Here is a 19,062-nt window from a genome sequence, read left to right as displayed (position 1 = left end):
GCGGCCTGCGGATGACGGCATCATCCATTGGAATACGCCGAACAAGGACGGCAATCTCGGCGGTCCCGGGACGGGCGGAAGTGGCGGCGGCGGAGGCTGATCGACTCCGCCTCTGCCATTGGCCGCAGGTCGTTCTGCACCAGGCGGCCGAAGAGATCCCGATGGCGGAGGGATCGGGCCCAGGAACAGGCTCGCGAGCCGCGGGGTTGCCCGGTCAGCTCATGGAGTAAGACATGCTGACTGGTAGCCTGCTGTGGCTCTTAGGGGTGCCGATCCCCGTCCTGATCCTGATCTGGTTCTTCTTCCTGCGGGGACGATAGCGCCCAGCACGGCACAGAGAAGCCCGCGCCGGCGGACCGGGCGGGCTTGCTCGGATCAGCCTGGCAGGGGAAGCGATCAGAAGCCGCCGCGACGCCCATATCCATAACCGCGACCATAACCGCGGCCATAGCCATGACCGTAACCGCGCCCATAGCCGTAGCCGCGACCATGGAAGCGGGGCCCACCATAGCCGCGGTGACCGTAACCGCGCGGCCCGAAGCGCGGTCCGCCGTAGCCATACTGGATCTCCTGCACGGCAGTCGCGGCCTCAGGAACGGCCCCGATGCCGATCTGAGCCGCGGATGCCTGGACAGGTGCGAGAAACAGGCTGGCTGCGAACAGCCCAGCCGTCAGTGTCGGTACCTTGAGCAAACGCTTTCTCCTGGCCACCTCCGCGGGCATGCGGCGCTGGCTTGGGTAAACCCGACAGCGTCTCACACCGTTCCCGTTTGCCCCGCCTTCGCCCTCTGCCGGCCACGGTTCTTCAGGAGGGCGCGGAAGAGGTTGCCGCGGACCGATGTGGGCCCTCGATCCCGGGTAATTCAGTAAATTGCTGCGCCGCTCTGTCACGATGACAGTCTTTTCCCCTTCCGGCTGGCACGGAGCCGGAGCAAGATGCGTCCGCAAGCAGATTTGCCGGAGCCGCTGAAGCGGTCGTGATTGGCTGTGACTTGCGGTGCGCGGATGGCTTCGATCTCCGGCGCGCGAGGGGAGGGAGCGCATGTTAAGCAGGAGAATCTTCACCGGCTGCGCGATCTGCGCGGCGATTGGCTTGGTGGCAGATGACGCGGCGGCACAGACGCCGAGCGGCATCAAGCGAACGATCACCTCACGGATCGACGGCCCGGTCCCGGGCTACGAGACCCTTCAAGTGATCGTCGATGTGGAGCCGAACGTCGTCATCGATTGGCACACCCATCCCGGCACCGAGGCGGGCTACGCGCTGGAAGGCGTGAGCGAGCTGCAGGTCAAGGACAGGGCGACGCAGATGTTGAAGCCCGGCGCCTCCTGGGTGACCGCGCCGGAAACCCCGCACGCGCTCAAGAACGGTGCGCAGGCGACCAAGCTATTCGTCACCTTCACGGTGCAGAAGGGGAAGCCCCTCGCAACACCGGTTGCGGCGCCGACATAAGCCTCGCTGCTCGTCGCTGTTGCCGGAGGCGGAGGTTCATTCCGCCGTCGCCCTCTGCCGCCCGCGATTCCGTCGGACGTTGCGGACGCGGTTGCTGGCGGCCGAGGCCGCGAGTCGGCGCGCGCACTTACCAGTCGTTCCGGGCGCCGGGCTCGGCGACGGCGAACCTGTCGCCGCCTTGTCGCCAGTCGTCCGCGGACCGACCGGTGATTTTCGCGACGTAGGCTCTGGTCTCCTGCGGCAGCGCTGAGCGCCCCGCGAGCCAGTTCCGCACGCGCTGCGGGCCTGCATTGTAGGCGGCGGCTGCCAAGCCCAAGCTACCGAAGACGGCCCGCTGTTCGCACAGATACTCTGCGGCCTTCGGTATGGCCTCAAACGGATCGAAGGGATCGACCAAGCCGCGTTCCGTCGCGGTTGCCGGCATGAACTGCGCGACGCCCTGTGCTCCCGTACGGCTGACGGCGCGGTGATCGAGTCCACTCTCCTGCTGGAGGAGACGCAGAAAGAAGTCGATCGGCAGGCCGCGGGCGTCGGCTGTGTGCGCGATGAAATCCCGCAACCTCTGCTTGTCACCGTAGAAGGTCTTCAGCCAAGTGTCCTGGAGCGTGCCGAGAAGCGGAGGAAGCCCTTCTGCCTCGCGCGTGGCTCTCAGGTTGTTCCGGATGAGATTGGCGGTCGCGCCTTCGAGAGCCATGAGCGTCACCATGCTCGGAGCCCGTGACGCCAGACCGGAATTGGCAAGGCCTGACGAGACCATCTCGGGTTCGGGCCGCGACGGAACAATCGCACCGGTGGCGCCGAGAACGAGGGCACTCAGCAGGACGGACGATCTGGTGCTGGCCCGGACCAATCTGCGCGCGTTCCGACGAAAGGCGCTGCGGTGAGCCCGAGCCCGGAATGCATGCACGCTGATCGTCGACAGGTCCTGCATTCTGCCCTGATGCGCGTGCTCCCGGGACCTGTCCACGGCCCTGCCGCTCTGGAACAGGTTGATTTATCGCATTTCAGAGCATGAAAACAATTTTCGTGCAAGATTGACCCGAGGGCCTGTCTGCGAATCCTGTTATCTTCGGTGAAATGATGCGTGCGTGTCGGGCCTGCCAGAAACGCTTTACCCTCCCTCCGCCCCGGCCATCATCCGTTCCCTCCGAAGCACGACAGTCTTGACGTGATTGCCGGCCGCCAGGGTGCGGCTGTTCATGTCTGGACCCGGCGTCTGCACGGCGACGCGCACCGAGCCGGTGTTCTCGACACGCGGGCCGCCCACGAGACCGGCTTTCCCATCGCGGCCGGAACCGATCCGCCGCTCGCGTGTCTACCGGATATCCCCATCCAGAAGACACCTATGCCCGCCCGGCCCCACGCCGCAGCGGGCGTTTTGCCTTGGGTCGATCAGGAATACCGTTTTGGCACGTTTTACAGTTTCATACGCAATCAGAGCGGGTGAAATCACCACAAAACACGAAACCACAAGGTCTGCCTTGGAAGAAGCGCGCGAATATCTTCGAAAGGGCTACCACGACGTCTCTCTGACAGACCTCGGAACGGGAAGGCGCAGCAGCGCGCGCGAGATCAAGAAGAGCCTTGATCGTGTTGATGAGTTCTACCGTGATGGCTGGTGACCCCGGTGCCCGGGCGCCCTCGCACCATTCTGGATCGGCACGGGCTTCGCGCGTGCGTCGACGGCATCCGTCGCCCTGTTCGGGGACGTGTCGCTGAACGGGGTGCGGATGACGGCTCTCGGTTTCGGGGAACAGGCCACGGACTCGTGGGTCTACGAAACAGATCCTGTCGCGCGGCCTATTTCCCGCACGCTCGGTTCGCTCGGGGGCCTATTGGCAGCGGAGCCTCCAGTTATGGAAGCGTATTCGTGGACTGACAGCCCACATATCTCCGAGATGTTGAGGCTTTTCAGCGATCCTCCATGCCTGCCCGGATTGAGGCAGGAGGAGGCCCTCTTCCAGAGACTTATTGCGCTCGAAGAAGAAGCGGCACGCGCGGATGTGCCGGAGGCCACGCGCAAACTGATTGCAAATGTCCGGCGCACGGCCGGTAAAGCGGCGCTTGCCCTGGGGCCGCCTGTTGCTAAGTGCATTCGCGGTGACTGACGGCCCGGATGCCCCGGGACGGGTTTCCGACACATCCTCAGCCCGCCCGGCTCGACGCCGGAACGGGCTCCTCTTGAGCCGACATACGCCTGGCCCATCCGCGCGATCCAGGGCGTGCGGTCGTCCTGGCGGGCGATCTTCGCACTGATCTTCGCCATGCCTCGGAGCGTCGATAGCGCCGCTCTCAGGCCCCGGTACGGTTCCGGCTCTCTCGTCACCGGGAGGATTGTTGCGGCTGGAAAACGTCACGTCCGCGCAGTGCCGCATTCTCCCGCGCGCCACGCGGGAGCGGGCCGATATCCGCGGGACCGCCTCAGGCCCGGACCGTTCGGCGGAGCCCTGAATGATGATGGACGGGCGCCCGGGCACGCCGGATCGGTCGCCATCCGCGATGGCGCGGTCGCGCGGCTGACGAAGGTCGAGCAATCCGCCGTCGCTATCCGCGCCCGGTTGGAGGGCACGCACCGATGCCGGCCGCCTGTTCATGGTTTGACATGGGATATACCCAGCCGAAGGCGGGTTGACCCTACGCGATGACAGCGGTTGGGCCACTATGGATTTAGATCTTGCCAATATCCTGAAGGTGATCGGGCCAGCGGCCTCGATTATTTTTGCCGCATGGATCTTCATGGGATTTCTGCAGACCCGCTACGATTCTGCGATCGATCGCTATCGCGACCTGATCGACAGATACCGGACTTCCGAACTGTCCGGAAGCCGCAAGGCGAACATGAGAGATCAAATCATCTGCTACAAGCAACGTTGCGAATTGATGGGTCGAGCAAATACCCTCGGGCTCATATCCGCGATCCTGTTGATATTGACGCTGATTGCAGGCGAGATGGCGCTTGCCCTGCCGGGGGTCCCGGTCTTGAAATTTGCCAGTGCCGGTTTCGCGTTACTGGGCTTTTTTCTTGTCATCGCCGCCACGATTGTCGTGATTCTGGAGGGACGGATCACGCACCGGCAAATTTACAGCGAGTTGCTGGACGTTCCGGATCTGGCACAGGGCATAGGTCAGGAGGCCGGGGATATCGGCGACCCGAAGCGCGGCAGCCGTTCCCCTCCGAGGTAGAAGGCCGACACACAGTTCCACGCAGAACCGGCGAGGCTCGCGACCCGTCGATTGCTTGGCGCCCCCGCTGCGACGTCATTCACCCAGCAGCGTTTCGCTGCGGGCGGCGGGAGCGGTATTCCTCCGCGCCCGGTGAGCCACGCCTGCGGCTACAGAAATAATGTTCATGAGAAATCCGGCAATAATCTGATGGTTATGGCAGAACATATCTGAACGACTAGCCTATTTCGGCCGTGCCTCACCGTCCCGCCAGTCTTTGTAGGTCAATATACCACCGAACAAGATAGAAATGCTAAAGTACAAGTGTAGGCACATAGATCGAAGAGGAAGCTCGTCGCCCCGGCCTCCGTTGGAAGCGGCGCAACGTGCGGCCGGGTTCGGAGGGGGCGGGAAGCTTGGAAATCCGCAGCCGAGACGGGTCGGCAGGAGGACCGGCCTCCGCGGGACCGTGCCGTTCGGCTCCCATGGTCCTGCGGGTTCGGTCGCCCACCGTGTTGGACTGAGGCCAGGATCCCGGCCGCCCCAATGATGCGGCCGGTCAGCTCGATATTCTGGCCGCGGAAGTTCGGTTTCGCACAGAACTCACAAGACAAAGACGGGTTGTCTCATTGTATCCGTCAGATCGTTTTCGGGCGCGATCGCCATCGCAACCGTTTCGGGTGCGTATTCTCCAGATCAAGAAAGCTAACATGCGCTATCTAACAACGGCCTTTGTCGCACTGATACCGCTGTCGCTCATGAGCAGCGCGTTCGCTCAGTCGCCGGCCATGCTCGGGCCGGACGGCGAGGCTCCGGGCACCACCGGCACCATCATCCAAGGCCAGCCCAACACGACAGGCAACGTTCGTGACGTGATCATCGCACCGGGCGCCACCGGAGCTGAAACCATCACCACGAACTCTGCGGCCGGCGGCAATGCCAGTCACCCCGAGCGGGCGGTGCCGAATGGCAGTGCTGGCGGCGGTAACGCGACCCAGGGCGGCGGCTAGGACCAACGCGCCCGCTCGAGCCGGTCGGCAACGCGCGGGGAGAGCTCCGCACAGTCAATGTCGGGGCCGCCGTGCGCAGCATCCTTCGGCAGACCAAGCGGGATATCTTGGTCTGCCGCATCGCCAGGGAGGCTCTGACGGGGGGCGTAGGGCCCTTGCCCGGGATCGCCGATCCAGGAGCCGCTGCCTGCATCGGTGCGGATCCCGTCCAGCAAAGACGGCGGCCCTCCATGCTTCTGCGTGGCGCGAAGGTATGCCGGCCAGAAGCGACTTCAGCGGAGTTGTCCCAAGACCTCGGCAGGTTGTGACAAACGCAGGTCCGGCACCGCCAATGCGGACCTGACCTGCGTTTCCGGCTGCGGCGCAACATCCGAGCGTACAGGCCGTTGGCGGGAGAAGGTCTCGCACGGCTCGGCGAGGGATGGCTCGGGTCGTTCGCTCGTCGAGCGGGCCCCGGCTCGTCTCGGGCTACCTCTGCGATCCGACACAAACCCTCGTTGGCTCCGCGAATGCGGGATCGACCCACGCCTGGGGCGAGGTTTACCTGCCCGGGGGCGGCTGGATCACCTTCGACCCCACCAGCCGCCGAATGGGTAGCGCGCACCTGATCCCGCTCGTGGTCGTGAGAGACCTGCGGCAGGCTATGCCCGTGGTTGGTAGCTTCACCGGACCAACCGGCAGCAATCGGAACATGACGGTCGAGGTTCGGGTCACCGCGACCTGAGGCAGAGGCGAAAGGCAGCGAGAGGCTGTGGCGTCCTGTCCAACCGGAGCCCAACCCCGACCGCACACGCGAAGGCATGAAACAGCCGGGACGTCCCGGCCTGATGCTCAGATCTGTCCGTGAACGAGGTCATGGATGAAGCCGAGCTTCCGGATGACGCGCGGCGAAAGCACGAACGGGTAGAGGTCGCGATTGCCCATGGCACGGTTGACGCTGTTCATCGCGAAGACGAAAGGCAGCCATGCGTCGATGATGGGCTGGATGCCCGCCGCCCCATAGGGATCGAAATCCACGCGGACCGCCAGGTCCTGGCTGCCGCCGAGGCGCGGCTTCACCTCAAGCCCGAACGCGCTTGCCATCTCCAGCGTGTCGACGATGTGCAGGTAATGAGCCCAGGTCTCGGCGAAATCCTCCCACGGATGCGCGGTGGCGTAGGTGGAGACGAAGTGCTCCTGCCAGTCCGGTGGTGCGCCTTCTGCGTAGTGCCGCTGGAGTGCCGTCCCATAATCCTGATCGTCGTCGCCGAACACGGCGCGGCACGCATCGAGCTTGCCGCCGTCCCGCACGAGGACGTCCCAGTAATGGTGGCCGATTTCATGACGGAAGTGCCCGATCAGCGTGCGATAAGGTTCGCCCATACCCTTGCGTCGCTTCTCGCGTTCGACATCGTCGGCTTCCACGAGGGCGATGGTGATCAGACCGTTATCGTGTCCGGTCAGGACCTTCGGGCCCTGTGTCTCCGGCGGATCGGACAGGAAGTCGAAGAGGAGGCCGTGTGCGGGATCCTCGGTGCGGGTCTTGAGCGGCAGGTTCCAGCGCAGGAGCGTGTAGAACAGGCGATGCTTGGCCACTTCGATCTGCTGCCAAGCCGCACGCTGGGGCGGATCGGAGACGTTCGGGATGGTGCCGTTATGCCGACATGCGACGCAGAACGTCTGCTCTGAGCCCGGTGCCACAAGCCAGTTGCAGGCCTCATAATCCGCATTGGCGCAGAGGCGGCCCGGGCGATCCGGCGCGGCCAGCGCTGTCCACGTGTCGCCGGCGGCGGGTTCAAGGGCCGAGAGGGTGCCGAGTTCGGGCACGTACGCGAGCCGGTGCTTGCAGCGCTCGCAGGTGCGGTTCTCGAAATAGAGGACGTTGTCGCAGACCTGACATTGGAACAGCTTCATCGAAGATCCTGGCCGAAGATCCTGGCCCGAGAGGCCGCGCTTGCATGGGGCGCTCGATGATGAAGGACCTCGTTTCTGCGCGATAGTTCCGGGGATCCGGGAAAAAGCTTTCTGGAAACGGCGACACACCCGCAGAGCGGCTGCAGGCGCCCGAGACTTGGGTGCGACACCACACCGAAACCGTCGCACGCCGCAGCGGTTGTCGGGATAGGAGCCGTTCCCGGAGACGCTGGTGCCGCGCTACTATTTCGACGTTCAGAACGGCGACATGGTGTGCGACGACAGAGGCACCGAATGTCCGGACCTGAACGGTGTCAAGCGACATATGAAAGAGCTCATTGCAAGTTTGATTTGGAATACTATTCAATCGCACAGGGATCAGCTGGTCTGCAGGATCCTTGTTCGCGACCAGAATGGCAATGTCATCTATATGAGCGCCGTTTCCTACAACGGCGCCTGGGTCGATTTCAGCACACGGGCCGCATAACGCGCGAGCCCTGGGTAACATTCGAGCAGCCCAATACCGCGCCCGACGCCGGCGCGATCCGAGACGCGCCATCAGGTGCTTGGTCAAGCGCGCCACAGGTGAGGACTTCATGAACCGGGACACCCTATCGGCCCTATCGGCGGACGTTCGCGACAAACCTGAAGAGGCCATCGCGGCGGCATCTCCGTCATTGCGGGACCTGCATGACGCGATAGTAGATTTGCAGAAGCGAATGCTTCGGCTTGAGGGGCGCCGACCCGACACGGAGGGCCGCCTTCTGATGCAAGCCGTGACCGCGGATCAGGCCCAGAAACAGATCTTCCCGTCGGGCCGCTGAGGCGCCTCCGCCGGGATTGGATCCGGTCGCCATGTCTACATCCGACATCACGCGCCAAATGCCTCGGCGATCGAGTCCGACGGCAGGTCCATACAGAGCGTGCCCGATACGAAGAAGTACCGACAACCTGCGTGGAAACACGATGCGGATAACGGAACATCCAGATCAAGAGGCGGACCCCGCCCGCGTCAGACGGCGAGATTCCGATATCTGCCTGCATAGAGCGTCACAAGTTCGGAGGGCGGCCAGTCTGGCCCGCAAGCGCGGCGCAGACATCGAGGCGGCCGTCCAAGTCGCACACGAGTGCCTGCGACGCTCGAGGCACTACAACTTGGCTGCGCGTCATCTGGGATGGCGCCTTCCGGACTGACAGGCTGAGTGTCCGATCCCTCCGCGGGATCGATGCGCCCCTGTGCGCTTGCGGCCGAGGCTCATCCGCGTTGCATCCTGCGCGCGAGGGACCCTTTCGACACTTCGCGTTCGATCGGCATCTTGTTGCGAACGCGTCGCGTCTTGTTGGACCGAAGGTAAATCCTGAATGCGTCTCGAATCGATGGCGTTCCTAGAAGCCCTTGCGAACGTGCCGTCACCCAGCGGCTACGAGCAGCGCGCGGCAAAGCTCTACCGGGAGTATACGCAATCCTTCGCCGATCAGGTGAGCACCGACGTTCATGGCAACGTGGTGGCCGTGCTGAACGCCGGAGCGCCGATGAAGATCATGCTCACGGCCCACATGGATGAGATCGGGTTCATCGTGCACTACATCGATGAGGCGGGCCTTCTCTACATCAGCGGCATCGGCGGGCACGACAGTGTCATCCCGTTGGGCCAAAGGGTTTGGGTTCATGGAACGGAGCGGGTTCCTGGTGTCGTCGGCAGCAAGGCCATCCACCTGCTCGATGAAGACGAGCGGAAGAAGAAGCCGAAACTGACGGATCTGTGGGTGGATGTCGGCGCGACGTCGCGCCAGCAGGCCGAGGCGGTCATCCAGCTGGGCGATGTGATCACGTACCAGTACGAGTTCCAGACGTTGATGGGCGATCGGGCGACGGCGCGCGGGTTCGACAACAAGGCCGGCCTGTTCATCGTCGCAGAGGCCTTGCGCAACCTCAGCCAGGAAGGTGGCCTCGAGGCAGGCGTCGGCGTGTATGCGGTGGCCTCGGTGCAAGAAGAGATCGGCTCGCGCGGCGCGCGGACCGCTGCCTTTCGCATCGCGCCCCAGACGGGGCTTGCCGTCGATGTCGGTCACGCCATCGACTATCCCGGCGTCACCAAGGAGCGATACGGCCGGCTCGACATCGGCAAGGGCCCGAGCATCGCGCGCGGCCCAAACACCAATCCCAAGGTGTTTGCGCTCCTGACCGAGGCGGCCCGAGCGGAAGGGATCCCGGTCCAGGTGAGCGTCTTCCCCAGCGCGACACCGACGGACGCCAATGCGATGCAGCTCAACAGGGACGGAATGGCCGTCGGCCTGCTGGGTGTTGCAATCCGGTATATGCACACCCCCTGCGAATTGCTGAGTCTGGAGGACTTGCAGCACTGTGCCCGCCTGATGGCGGCCTATTGCCGGCGCGTGACCGTCGACACGGATTTCACCCCTCAACTCGACTTTGGCCGATCGGTTTGATCCCGGGGTCTGATGGTATCGCTTTCCGCCGATACACCCTGCTGCCGCTCGACGAGTGTCTAGATGCCCTCCAGGCCGCCATCCGCGTCCAGGCCTCATCCGAGAGCCAGGACAGCCCGGCCATCGCAAACCTCCTGAGCCGGAAACCTCGAACGCAGCAAGAAGACTCAGGCGACGGAAGATGGCGGTGCGAGCCCCCTGGCTAGGGATTCCGGTCCTCGGCGAGCCGAAGCAATTCCTCGACCTTCGCGACATTGCGCTCCGCCAGAGCGAGAATCTTTTCGGCCGCGGACAGGACCTCGGGTTCGGCAGCCAGCCTTTCGTCCGGCGCTTCCAGCACACGCCTGAGGCCGCCGGCCAACGCCCGCATCGCCGCCGCGCTCTGACGGATCTGCGCGACCCGGGGGCCGATATCCTCGCCTGCGTCGAGGCGCTGCCGCAGGTCGAGCAGCATCGAACGGGCATCCGCCGCGCCCGGGACGGCGCCGAGTGGGATGATGTCGGCCATGGCGGTCATGCCTGTCCGACCGGGAGCGGCCCGCCGCGCCGGTGACCCGGCACGGCCTGTTCCGGGCGCCCCGCCCTGGACGGGATGCCGGCCGGGCAACGAGCCCGCGCGATCACGCCGGTCCCGGTTGCGAGGACCGTGACGCCGAGGCTCGCCAGCGTGGGCCGCCCCACGGCGCGGGCCAGCCTCATGGCGTTGGTGTCCGCCTTCCCCTTCATCAGGGACTCCTCAGGCCGCCCGCACGGTGGCGAGGAAGCGGGTCATCTCCGCCGAGAGTTGCTCGGCGTGCCGCGACAACTCACCGGACGACGACAGGACCTGGGTCGCCGCGGCGCCGGTGTCCTCCGAGGCTTGCGCGACGCCGGCGATGTTGCTCGTCACCTCCGCGGTGCCCGTGGCCGCCTGCGCGACGTTGCGCACGATCTCCTGGGTCGCCGCGCCCTGCTGCTCGACGGCGGCGGCGATGCTGGCGGCTACCGTATTGATCTCGCGGATGCGCCCCGTGATCGAGCCGATGGCCGAGACCGCTTGGCCCGTCACGCCCTGGATGCGGCCGATCTGGCCGCCGATCTCGTCCGTGGCCCGGGCCGTCTGGGATGCGAGTTCCTTGACCTCGGCGGCGACCACCGCGAAGCCCTTGCCGGCCTCGCCGGCCCGCGCCGCCTCGATGGTCGCGTTCAGCGCCAGCAGGTTGGTCTGGCCGGCAATGGCCGAGATCATCGCGACGACGTCGCCGATCTTCGCCACGGCGGCGGTGAGTTCCTCGACGAGCCGTGCCGTCTGGTCAGCCTCGCCGACCGCGGCCTGCGCGAGGGAGGCCGATCCCTGCACCTGACGGCCGATCTCCTGAACCGAACTCCCCAGTTCTTCCGAAGCCGCCGCGACGGTGCCGACGTTGGAAGCCGCCTGCTCGGCGGCCGCCGCCACGGTCGTGGATTGCGTGGCCGTCTCGGTCGCCGTTGCCGTCATCGTCGCGGCGGTGGCTTGCAGCTCCGTCGCGGAGGCCGAGACCATGCCGACGATGCCGCCGACGGCGCGCTCGAAGCCGTCCGCGAGATCGACCATGGTGCGGCGGCGTTCGGCCACGGCCGCCTCGTCGGCGGCGCGCTTGGTCTGTGCTTCCTCGGCGGCCTTCCGGGCGACCATGGCCTTGATGCCCTCCACCGCCTTGCCGACCTGGCCGATCTCGTCGCGCCGGGCCGCTTCCGCGATGTCGGCGTCGATGTCGCCCTTGGCCATGCGCTGCAGGACGGAGACCAGGTTCTTCAAGGGCCGTGCGAGGCCGAAGTGGACGATGGCGAACGCGCCGGCCAACGCCGCGAGCAAGCCGGCGACCGCGGCCGTGACGAGGACAGTCGTCGCCCGCTCGGCGCTCGCCTGGGCCTCGCTCTTCGCCCTGGCGAGCTCGGCCGTCAGGTTGTCGATGCGCGGCTGGACGAACTCGCGCACCTTGTTGCGGGCGGCAAGACCTTCGACAAGGACGATCTTTCTTGCCCCCTCGGCATCCTGGTTGAGGCTCGCCGCGTTCGCGCGGTCTACGACGCTGAAATAGGCTTCGACGATCTCGCGCAGCTTCTGATTGATCGCGCGCCGTTCGGGCGAGTTCGACAGCGCGATCAGGTTGTCGACCGCGCTGTAGGCCTTCTTCACGGCGTCATCATAGCGTGTCTTGAAGTTGGCTCGTTCCGAAGCGCGGTCATCGATCAGGATGTTGCGGTTCTGAACCGTCGCCTCGGTCACGTTGATGCGGACATTGAGGATGTTCTCAAGCCGCGCGGATTGTACGTCGACGATGTGCTGGGTCTTCTCGCTCAGCTCGTCGAACACGCCATGCGCGCGATACACGAGCCAACCTGCCACGGCCGCCACCAGCAGCAGAGGTATTGTGATCTTTGTAACGATCTTGAGATCGGAAAGGCGCGTCATTTATTGCTCCCCGCACTGTTTTAAACCTCTGCCGCCGCGCCATTTAAACATCCGTTGCTTGGGAATTGAATTTCCGCTGCATCTTTCTAGGATAAGACGGGTTATCTGTCTTTCGGCGGTGAGACGGTGCGCGTCGCCGGCCCGTCGCGAGGCGCGTGCCGGCGGCAGGGCCGGGTTCTCCTCGGTTCTGTCCCGGTTGGATGCGCGTTCCCGGCTGCCGGAATCTCAAGCCGATTGTTGAAAGACGGGTACGATCGCGGGGTTCTCGATCGTATTTCATGTCTTTCCGGCGCTCAGTCCTCGAAGCTCGATCGCAGTGGAATGCTTTGTTTCATTCCCTGTGCCGCCGGCACAGGCATGGGCCCCGCCGTTACCGAAACCGGAACTCGGCCGTCGCGCGAATCGCGTGCAGGCACGGACACCGCGTCCTGGCCGCATCATCGGCACTTCGTAACTGACAAAGATCGGCGAATGTCAGTCAAATTGGTGCAGATTCTGTCTCCTTAACGCTTGCGGCACCACGATGATGGCATGCCGTCTACCACTCCATTCGGCGCTGGCGACGGAGGGCGAGGCGATGCCGACACGTGCACTGATGCGTCCGCAGGCGCAGGCGGAGGTCGCCGCCGCCCCGCGCGGTTTTTCTTCGCGCCACTATCTGAAGCTGGTCGAGGATACGGGAAAGATCGGCTTCTGGTCGGCCGACCTCCGCTCCGAGCGGCTGGACGCGTCGCCGGGCCTGTACCGGATCCTGGGCCTCGACCCGGCCTCCGAGATGACCTTCGGCTTCGGGCTCGACATGATCCATCCGGAGGACCAAGCCGCGCACGGTGACCAGATCGCCGTGCTGCGCGCCGGTCAGCCGATCAGCCGGGAGTTCCGCATCATCCGGCCGGACCGAACCCAGCGCTGGGTTCTGCACCATGCCGAGGTGATGATCGGCGCGGATGGGCGTCCGAACCAGGGCATGGGCGTCGTGTTCGACGTCACGGCGCAGCACGAGACCAAGAACGCCCTCATGCAGCGGCATGACCGTCTGAACGCGCTGATCGCCGCGACAGCCTCGGTCTTCTGGGTCAACAAGGCCAACGGCGAGCCCAGCGAGATGCCGCAGTGGATGGCGCTGACCGGCCAATCCTACGCGCAGATGCAGGGTCTGGGCTGGCTTGACGCCGTCCATCCGGAGGACCGCTCCCGCACGCTCGCGGCTTGGACCACGGCGGTTGAGCACACCGCGCCCTACAACACCGATTATCGCGTCCTGTGCGCGGACGGGATCTACCGCTGGTTCAACGCGCGCGGCGCGCCGGTGCTGAACAAGGACGGCTCAGTCCGCGAATGGGTCGGGGTCTGCCTTAACGTGCCGGGACGGACCCGTTACGGGACCCCGCCGCCCGAGGCCGCGATGCCGCAGGTGGCCGCGAAGGCGATGCCTGCCGAGGAGTCCCTGATCCCGAGCCAGATCCGGGCGGCCCGCGCCATCACCGGGTTGTCGAAGGAGGAACTCGCCGCGTTGGCCAACGTCTCGGTCTCGACCCTCAACCGGCTGGAGGATCCCGATTCGGCGGTCCGGTCGCGGTCGGAAACGCTGCTCGCCGTGCGCCGTGCCCTGGAGGAAGCGGGAGTCGAGTTCACCTTCGAGGCCGGCAAGAAGCCCGGTATCCGCGAGGCGTGACGGCGCCCACCATGCGCTCTGCGTGCGGCGGCACCTCGGCCGCTTCTCCGGCCGAGAGCCTGCCGTCTCCATTTGCACCGCCGCCCGCGGGCGCTTCACCCCCTTGTCCGGGATGAGTCTCGGGAACATCATGCTGCCGGTTCAGGCGCGCCCTGCCCAGATCTGGCCAGATCTGGTTGCCGGACGGGCCAGAGACCGTGAGCCCCGGTGTTTGACGCGTTGAGCCACTTCTCGGAGACGGTCTGACGGCGTCGTGCGACGCCTGCCACACGGCCGGCGGCGTCTCCGCCATACCATCCGGACGCCCGCCCACCGGCCCTTCACGAACCGGCTTTTCCAAGTCAGCGCGCAGGAATAGCGCCAGCCGGCGAGTGCGGTGCGATACGGCCCGGTCGTCTCCGACGGCGCGGCGGCCGGCGCAATCCGGATCCGCCGTCGATCAGGGCACGATCTCCGGCGGCATTCCGCCCGGGATGCCGAGCGGCTCGTTCGGGGGGGGAACGTCGTCCGGCTCGGTTGCGGGCACGCCCATGGGCTCCGGGAGCGGGGTCTGCGCCGGCTCCGGCGTCCACGCGGGTGAGGGGAGCGGGAAGCCTTGGTCAGGATCGCCGGGGTTGCCTGGATTGGCCATCGATATCCCTCCCGTCAGTGGCTCATCAGGCTGCAGACCGATGCTTCGGCGAGGAGGTCACGGGTCACCCCGCCGAAGAACCATTCCCGCAGGCGACTGTAGCCATAGGCGCCGGTCACGATCAGGTCCGCATCGGCCTCGACCGCCGCCCTCTGGAGTGCCGCGGCGGCCGTCCAGCCCGAGGGCGCGATCCGGCGGGGTGTCGCTTTCACATCGTGGAGGGCGAGATACCGGGCAACGTCCTCGATCTCGGCCTGGTCCTCGTCCTCGGTCACGCGCAGCACCTGGACCGTCTCCGCGCGCCTGAGCAGCGGCATCGCGTCGGACACTGCCCGGCGCGTCTGCGGCGTGTTCTTCCACCCGATGACGACCCGTTTCGCCTCGACGCGCTCGACGCCGGGCGGAACGACCAGCACCGGACGGCCCAGCCGCATCAGCGCGTCGCCGAGGTCGACCGCCGCGCCGAGGGACACGCCCTCGTTCTTGGCGTAGCGACCGACGACGACGAGGTCTGCGGCCCGCGCCTGCTGCTCCAGGAATCGCACGGGATGGTCGAGGTCCGACCGCCACTCGACGCGGTCGCATCGGCTCGCAGCCTCGCGGAACACCTGCTCGAAATCTCCGAGCGTCGCGAGGGCGACCTGACGGATGTCCTCGATGGCCGTCCCCATGGGCACGGCCGTCTCGCCGTATCCCCGGGGATAGTCCGGCTGGCATGCGGCGGCGCCGACGAGCCGCGTGCCGAGGCGATGCGCGAGGTCCGCGGCGAGCCGCACCCGCTGTGCGGCGTGCAGCCCGTCGTCGACTGCGACCATGATGCTGGCATAAGACATGGGAAGGTCCTGCGACGGAGAACGATGAACCCTGTCCACCGTGCGTCCGCCGTGGGTGCTCGACCTTGATCCATCTCAAGTCCAGGACAGAGCCGTGAGCGAGCGATGCTTGCGGCGTTCCCCTTCCGAACCGCAGATCAGCTCATCGGGACGAGGTTCGGAGAGGACGGTCGGCCTGGATACGCCGAGGATGCGGCATGCCGCCCCTCCCGGCACGGTGCGAGCGTCACTGTGCAGCACCTGCCTGCGGGCGTGGATCTTCGGAAGTCTCGTGCGCGACGTCCTCGACCGCGCACTCTGGAGCCTGGTGTGCCGCCGACGGGTCGGCGGCGACTCCCTGCCGGAATGGCGATCGGCATGAGCCTGCCATCCCGCAACGTCACAGGCTCGGGTGTCCGCGCGGCCGCCCCGGCTGTCACGCGGTCAGTCCGGGGCTAGAGCCGGATGCGCGCAGCGCCGCCTCCCGGTTGATCTAGCGCAAGGCATACCGAGCCTCCCTGCAACACCGTTCCGATGACAAGGGCGCCGCTCGCGCCGCGCCGGTGGAGAGAGCGCAGGATGCGCACCATCGACAATCAGCCGGAGGACTTCCTCCTCAACGGGTGGAGCCTCCTGCTCGGCGCCGGCCTGATCGCGGCGCCCTGGGCGCTCGGTTTTCAGCAATCCGCCGGGGCGAGGGGGTCGCATGTGAGCGTCGGCGCCGCGCCGATCAGCGCGGCGCGTTCCGAACTCTGGCGCCTGAGCGGATCTCCGTCGGCCCATGAGGTCTGAACGGTTTCGCGCGCCCAGCCGGCACGCCGCGAAGATCGCGGTGGGCATGGATTCAACGGTGCCCGGAGCGGGCTCAGGATCGAGGTCCGGATGATCGTCGCGCCGTCCGAGCTTCCTCCGTCGCCGTCATGGACGCAGCGTCTGCGTTGGCCGCTTCGTCCGGCGCGTTCCAGTCCGCATCCCATCCCAGCCCAGGTCCCGGATTTCTGGACAGCGACCCCTGAGGCCCTGGCCGCGACGCTCGGCTGCGCAACCGGCGGCCTCTCGACCGCGGAGGCCGATCACCGCCTGGTCCGATATGGCGCGAATGTCGACGCGCCTGACGCCGCCGTGACCCGTCTCGGGGCGATCCTGCGGCGGATCCTCGAGCCCCTCTCGTTGATCCTGCTGGTGGCCGCGCTGGTCTCGGCCGTGTCCGGAGACTGGATTGGCGGCGCGATCATCGCGTCCATCCTCGCGCTGTCCATCGGACTCGATACCGTTCAGGAGGGGCACGCGCTCAGGGCCGCGGAGGCCCTGCGCCGCTCGGTCGCCCTCAAGGCGGAGGTCCGCCGCGACGGCGTCTATACGACGATCCCGGTGGAGGACGTCGTGCCGGGCGACCTCATCCGCGTCAGGGCCGGCGACATCGTCCCGGCCGACGCCCTCATCGTCGAGAGCAACGCCTTCACGGCCGCGGAAGCGGCGCTGACCGGCGAGCCCTATCCGGTGGAGAAGCGGCCTGGCGCCATCGCCGCCGCGAACCCTGCCGAGGCCTCCAACGCCTTGTTCCGCGGTGCGGTGGCGCAGACCGGGGAGGCCGTCGCGCTGGTCGCCGCCACGGGCCGGGCCACGATGTTCGGCGCGGCCGCTGCGGCCCTTGGGGCGGAGCCGGAAGCGTCGCCGTTCCAGAGGGACCTGCGCGCGTTCGGTCTGGTGGTCGCCCGGATGACGATCGCCCTCGTCGTCGCGGTCCTGGCCTTCCGGGTCGCCTTCGGCCGTCCCGTCCTCGATTCGCTGCTCTTCGCAGTGGCCCTGGCGGTCGGGCTCACCCCCGAACTTCTGCCGATGATCACCACCGTGACCCTGTCCCGCGGCGCGCTGCGCATGGCCAAGCGCAAGGTGATCGTGAAGCGGCTCGCGGCCATCCACGATCTCGGCGCAATGACGATCCTGTGCACCGACAAGACCGGCACCCTGACCGCCGCGGAGATCGCCCTGACCCAGAGCCTCGACGGGGCCGGCCGCGACGATCCGCGGGCCGCCCGGCTCGCCGCCATCGCGGCCGATCTCGGCGGCGACCGCGGTTCGCTCGATGCTGCCCTCGTCGGTGCCGCTCCGGGCGCTGCCGCCGGCTGGCGGCTCACAGGCCGCCGCGCCTTCGACTTCGCCCGGCGCTCCGGCTCGGTCCGAGTGGACGGTCCGGAGGGCCCGCTCCTGATCGTGAAGGGTGCACCGGAGGCGGTGCTGGCGCTCTGCATGCACCGACGTGCGGGTGACGCCCAACGGCCGATGACGGAGGCGGAGCGCGCGGAAGCGCTCGACCGCGTCCGGGCGCTCGCCGGGGACGGCTTGCGCAGCATCGCGGTGGCCTCGCGCACCGGCTCGACCGGCGCCGCGGAGACGGACGAGAGGGATCTGGTCCTGGAAGGTTTCTGCGCCTTCGCGGATCCGCCCAAGGCGACCGCCGCGGCCGCCGTCGCCCGCCTCGCGGCGGCGGGCGTGCGCGTGAAGATCCTGTCCGGGGACGATCCGGTCGTGGTGCACCGCCTTGCCGGCCTCGTCGGCCTCGCGGGCGAGACCACCCTGTCCGGGGCCGAGGTCGCCGCGCTCAGCGACGAGGCCCTCGCCGTGCGCGTGCGCGCGGTCGATGCGTTCGGGCGCCTCACCCCCGACCAGAAAGTGCGCGTGGTGCGCGCGCTCAAGGCCGACGGCGCCGTGGTGGGGTTCCTCGGCGATGGCATCAACGATGCGCCCGCCCTCCGGCAGGCGGATATCGGCTTGTCGGTGGAGGGCGCCACCGGCGTCGCCCAGGCGGCGGCCGACATGATCCTGCTCGCCCCCGATCTGGAGGTCGTGGCCGACGGCGTGGCGGAGGGACGCCGGACCTTCGCCAACGTCCTGAAATACGTCCGCATGGGCGCGAGCTCGAATTTCGGCAACATGCTGTCCATGGCCGCAGCCTCGGTGGCCCTGCCGTTCCTGCCGATGCTCCCGACTCAGATCCTCTTGAACAACCTGCTCTACGACCTCTCCGAGGTCGGCATCCCCTTCGACGGGGTGCGGCCGCAGGCCAGTGCCCAGCCGCAGATCTGGGACATGGGACGCCTCGTGCGTTTCGCCTCCGTGATGGGCCCTCTGTCGTCCGTGTTCGACCTCCTGACCTTCGCGCTCCTGCTGGTCGTCTTCGGCGCGGCGCCGGAGACATTCCGCACGGCCTGGTTCCTGGAATCGATGGCGACGCAGATCCTCGTGATCTTCGTCATCCGCACCAACGGGCGGCCCTGGCGCGACCGGCCCAGCGCCGCGCTCGCGGTGTCCTCGCTCGCCGCCCTCACGGTCGCCCTCGCGCTGCCGTTCACGCCCGTGGGACACTGGTTCGGATTCACGCCGCCGCCGGGCCCCGTCCTCCTGGCGATGCTGGCGATCACGGTGACCTATCTGGTCCTGGCCGAGCTGGTGAAGCCCTTCGCGCTCGGCGGCCGCGCCGCGCCCGGCCGGGGTCCCATCCTGCCGATGTCGCGGCGTCGATCCAGACTGGCATGACCCA

Annotated in this window: 17 protein-coding genes and 1 pseudogene; 11 read left to right on the top strand and 7 right to left on the bottom strand. The window is 66.8% G+C overall.

What is annotated here, in order from left to right; all coding sequences use genetic code 11:
* Positions 1-396 precede the first annotated feature (396 nt).
* Positions 397-693, bottom strand: coding sequence for a hypothetical protein (locus tag BLT59_RS27240; protein ID WP_091788406.1), 297 nt, complete (start codon positions 691-693; stop codon positions 397-399).
* Between the two features lie 349 nt (positions 694-1,042).
* On the opposite strand from BLT59_RS27240, the gene BLT59_RS27235 reads away from it, so the two are divergent.
* Positions 1,043-1,453 (top strand): cupin domain-containing protein, encoded by a 411-nt coding sequence (locus BLT59_RS27235; RefSeq protein WP_091788403.1) that lies wholly within the window; start codon positions 1,043-1,045, stop codon positions 1,451-1,453.
* A gap of 127 nt (positions 1,454-1,580) precedes the next feature.
* Here BLT59_RS27235 and BLT59_RS32285 read toward each other — a convergent pair whose 3' ends face one another.
* Positions 1,581-2,384, bottom strand: coding sequence for a transglycosylase SLT domain-containing protein (locus BLT59_RS32285; protein WP_091788436.1), 804 nt, complete (start codon positions 2,382-2,384; stop codon positions 1,581-1,583).
* A gap of 237 nt (positions 2,385-2,621) precedes the next feature.
* Here BLT59_RS32285 and BLT59_RS30855 point away from each other — a divergent pair, with 237 nt between their 5' ends.
* From BLT59_RS30855 to BLT59_RS27215, 5 genes and pseudogenes are all read left to right on the top strand, one after another.
* Positions 2,622-2,900, top strand: a complete 279-nt coding sequence (locus BLT59_RS30855; protein WP_139174126.1) for a hypothetical protein — start codon at positions 2,622-2,624, stop codon at positions 2,898-2,900.
* Positions 2,901-3,309: 409 nt separating this feature from the next.
* On the top strand, positions 3,310-3,561 hold the full coding sequence (locus BLT59_RS30850; protein ID WP_139174125.1) for a hypothetical protein: 252 nt from the start codon (positions 3,310-3,312) through the stop codon (positions 3,559-3,561).
* Positions 3,562-4,081: 520 nt separating this feature from the next.
* Positions 4,082-4,636 carry a DUF2721 domain-containing protein gene (locus BLT59_RS27225; RefSeq protein WP_139174124.1) on the top strand — a complete coding sequence of 185 codons (555 nt, stop codon included), beginning with the start codon at positions 4,082-4,084 and terminating at the stop codon, positions 4,634-4,636.
* A gap of 767 nt (positions 4,637-5,403) precedes the next feature.
* Positions 5,404-5,625, top strand: a complete 222-nt coding sequence (locus BLT59_RS27220; RefSeq protein WP_244514175.1) for a hypothetical protein — start codon at positions 5,404-5,406, stop codon at positions 5,623-5,625.
* A gap of 448 nt (positions 5,626-6,073) precedes the next feature.
* Positions 6,074-6,349: pseudogene (locus BLT59_RS27215) on the top strand (transglutaminase family protein); the annotation flags it as partial.
* A gap of 107 nt (positions 6,350-6,456) precedes the next feature.
* Here the strand turns inward: BLT59_RS27215 and BLT59_RS27210 are convergent.
* On the bottom strand, positions 6,457-7,518 hold the full coding sequence (locus BLT59_RS27210) for a zinc-binding metallopeptidase family protein (RefSeq protein WP_091788391.1): 1,062 nt from the start codon (positions 7,516-7,518) through the stop codon (positions 6,457-6,459).
* Between the two features lie 232 nt (positions 7,519-7,750).
* Here BLT59_RS27210 and BLT59_RS27205 point away from each other — a divergent pair, with 232 nt between their 5' ends.
* Together BLT59_RS27205 and BLT59_RS27195 are read left to right on the top strand one after the other, a co-directional pair.
* Positions 7,751-8,005, top strand: a complete 255-nt coding sequence (locus tag BLT59_RS27205; protein ID WP_091788388.1) for a DUF6894 family protein — start codon at positions 7,751-7,753, stop codon at positions 8,003-8,005.
* A gap of 875 nt (positions 8,006-8,880) precedes the next feature.
* Positions 8,881-9,969: a M42 family metallopeptidase gene (locus tag BLT59_RS27195; protein WP_091788382.1), complete on the top strand. Its 1,089-nt coding sequence runs from the start codon at positions 8,881-8,883 to the stop codon at positions 9,967-9,969.
* A gap of 202 nt (positions 9,970-10,171) precedes the next feature.
* On the opposite strand, the gene BLT59_RS27190 is transcribed toward BLT59_RS27195, so the two are convergent.
* The 3 genes from BLT59_RS27190 to BLT59_RS27180 are packed head-to-tail and all read right to left on the bottom strand — an operon-like array spanning position 10,172 to position 12,403.
* A complete protein-coding gene (locus BLT59_RS27190) occupies positions 10,172-10,423 on the bottom strand; it encodes a hypothetical protein (RefSeq protein ID WP_139174123.1) in 252 nt (83 codons plus the stop codon).
* A 59-nt stretch (positions 10,424-10,482) separates the two neighbouring features.
* The gene (locus BLT59_RS27185) at positions 10,483-10,695 is read right to left on the bottom strand and encodes a hypothetical protein (RefSeq protein WP_091788375.1); all 213 of its coding nucleotides are present in this window, start codon (positions 10,693-10,695) and stop codon (positions 10,483-10,485) included.
* A gap of 10 nt (positions 10,696-10,705) precedes the next feature.
* Positions 10,706-12,403 carry a methyl-accepting chemotaxis protein gene (locus BLT59_RS27180; protein ID WP_091788372.1) on the bottom strand — a complete coding sequence of 566 codons (1,698 nt, stop codon included), beginning with the start codon at positions 12,401-12,403 and terminating at the stop codon, positions 10,706-10,708.
* Between the two features lie 577 nt (positions 12,404-12,980).
* Here BLT59_RS27180 and BLT59_RS27175 point away from each other — a divergent pair.
* On the top strand, positions 12,981-14,078 hold the full coding sequence (locus BLT59_RS27175) for a PAS domain-containing protein (protein WP_244514169.1): 1,098 nt from the start codon (positions 12,981-12,983) through the stop codon (positions 14,076-14,078).
* A gap of 645 nt (positions 14,079-14,723) precedes the next feature.
* Here BLT59_RS27175 and BLT59_RS27165 read toward each other — a convergent pair.
* Complete coding sequence (locus BLT59_RS27165) at positions 14,724-15,542, bottom strand: universal stress protein (RefSeq protein ID WP_091788364.1); 819 nt, start codon at positions 15,540-15,542, stop codon at positions 14,724-14,726.
* 558 nt (positions 15,543-16,100) lie between these two features.
* Between BLT59_RS27165 and BLT59_RS27160 the strand changes: the two genes are divergently transcribed.
* Together BLT59_RS27160 and mgtA are read left to right on the top strand one after the other, a co-directional pair.
* On the top strand, positions 16,101-16,313 hold the full coding sequence (locus BLT59_RS27160; RefSeq protein WP_175544151.1) for an SPW repeat protein: 213 nt from the start codon (positions 16,101-16,103) through the stop codon (positions 16,311-16,313).
* A gap of 183 nt (positions 16,314-16,496) precedes the next feature.
* The gene (gene mgtA / locus BLT59_RS27155; protein WP_244514174.1) at positions 16,497-19,058 is read left to right on the top strand and encodes a magnesium-translocating P-type ATPase; all 2,562 of its coding nucleotides are present in this window, start codon (positions 16,497-16,499) and stop codon (positions 19,056-19,058) included.
* Positions 19,059-19,062 lie beyond the last annotated feature (4 nt).

The organism is Methylobacterium sp. UNC378MF (assembly GCF_900103195.1).
In the GTDB taxonomy this organism is placed as follows: domain Bacteria; phylum Pseudomonadota; class Alphaproteobacteria; order Rhizobiales; family Beijerinckiaceae; genus Methylobacterium.
Note: the sequence above shows the minus strand (reverse complement) of the source record. Positions and strands in the feature narration are given on the sequence as shown.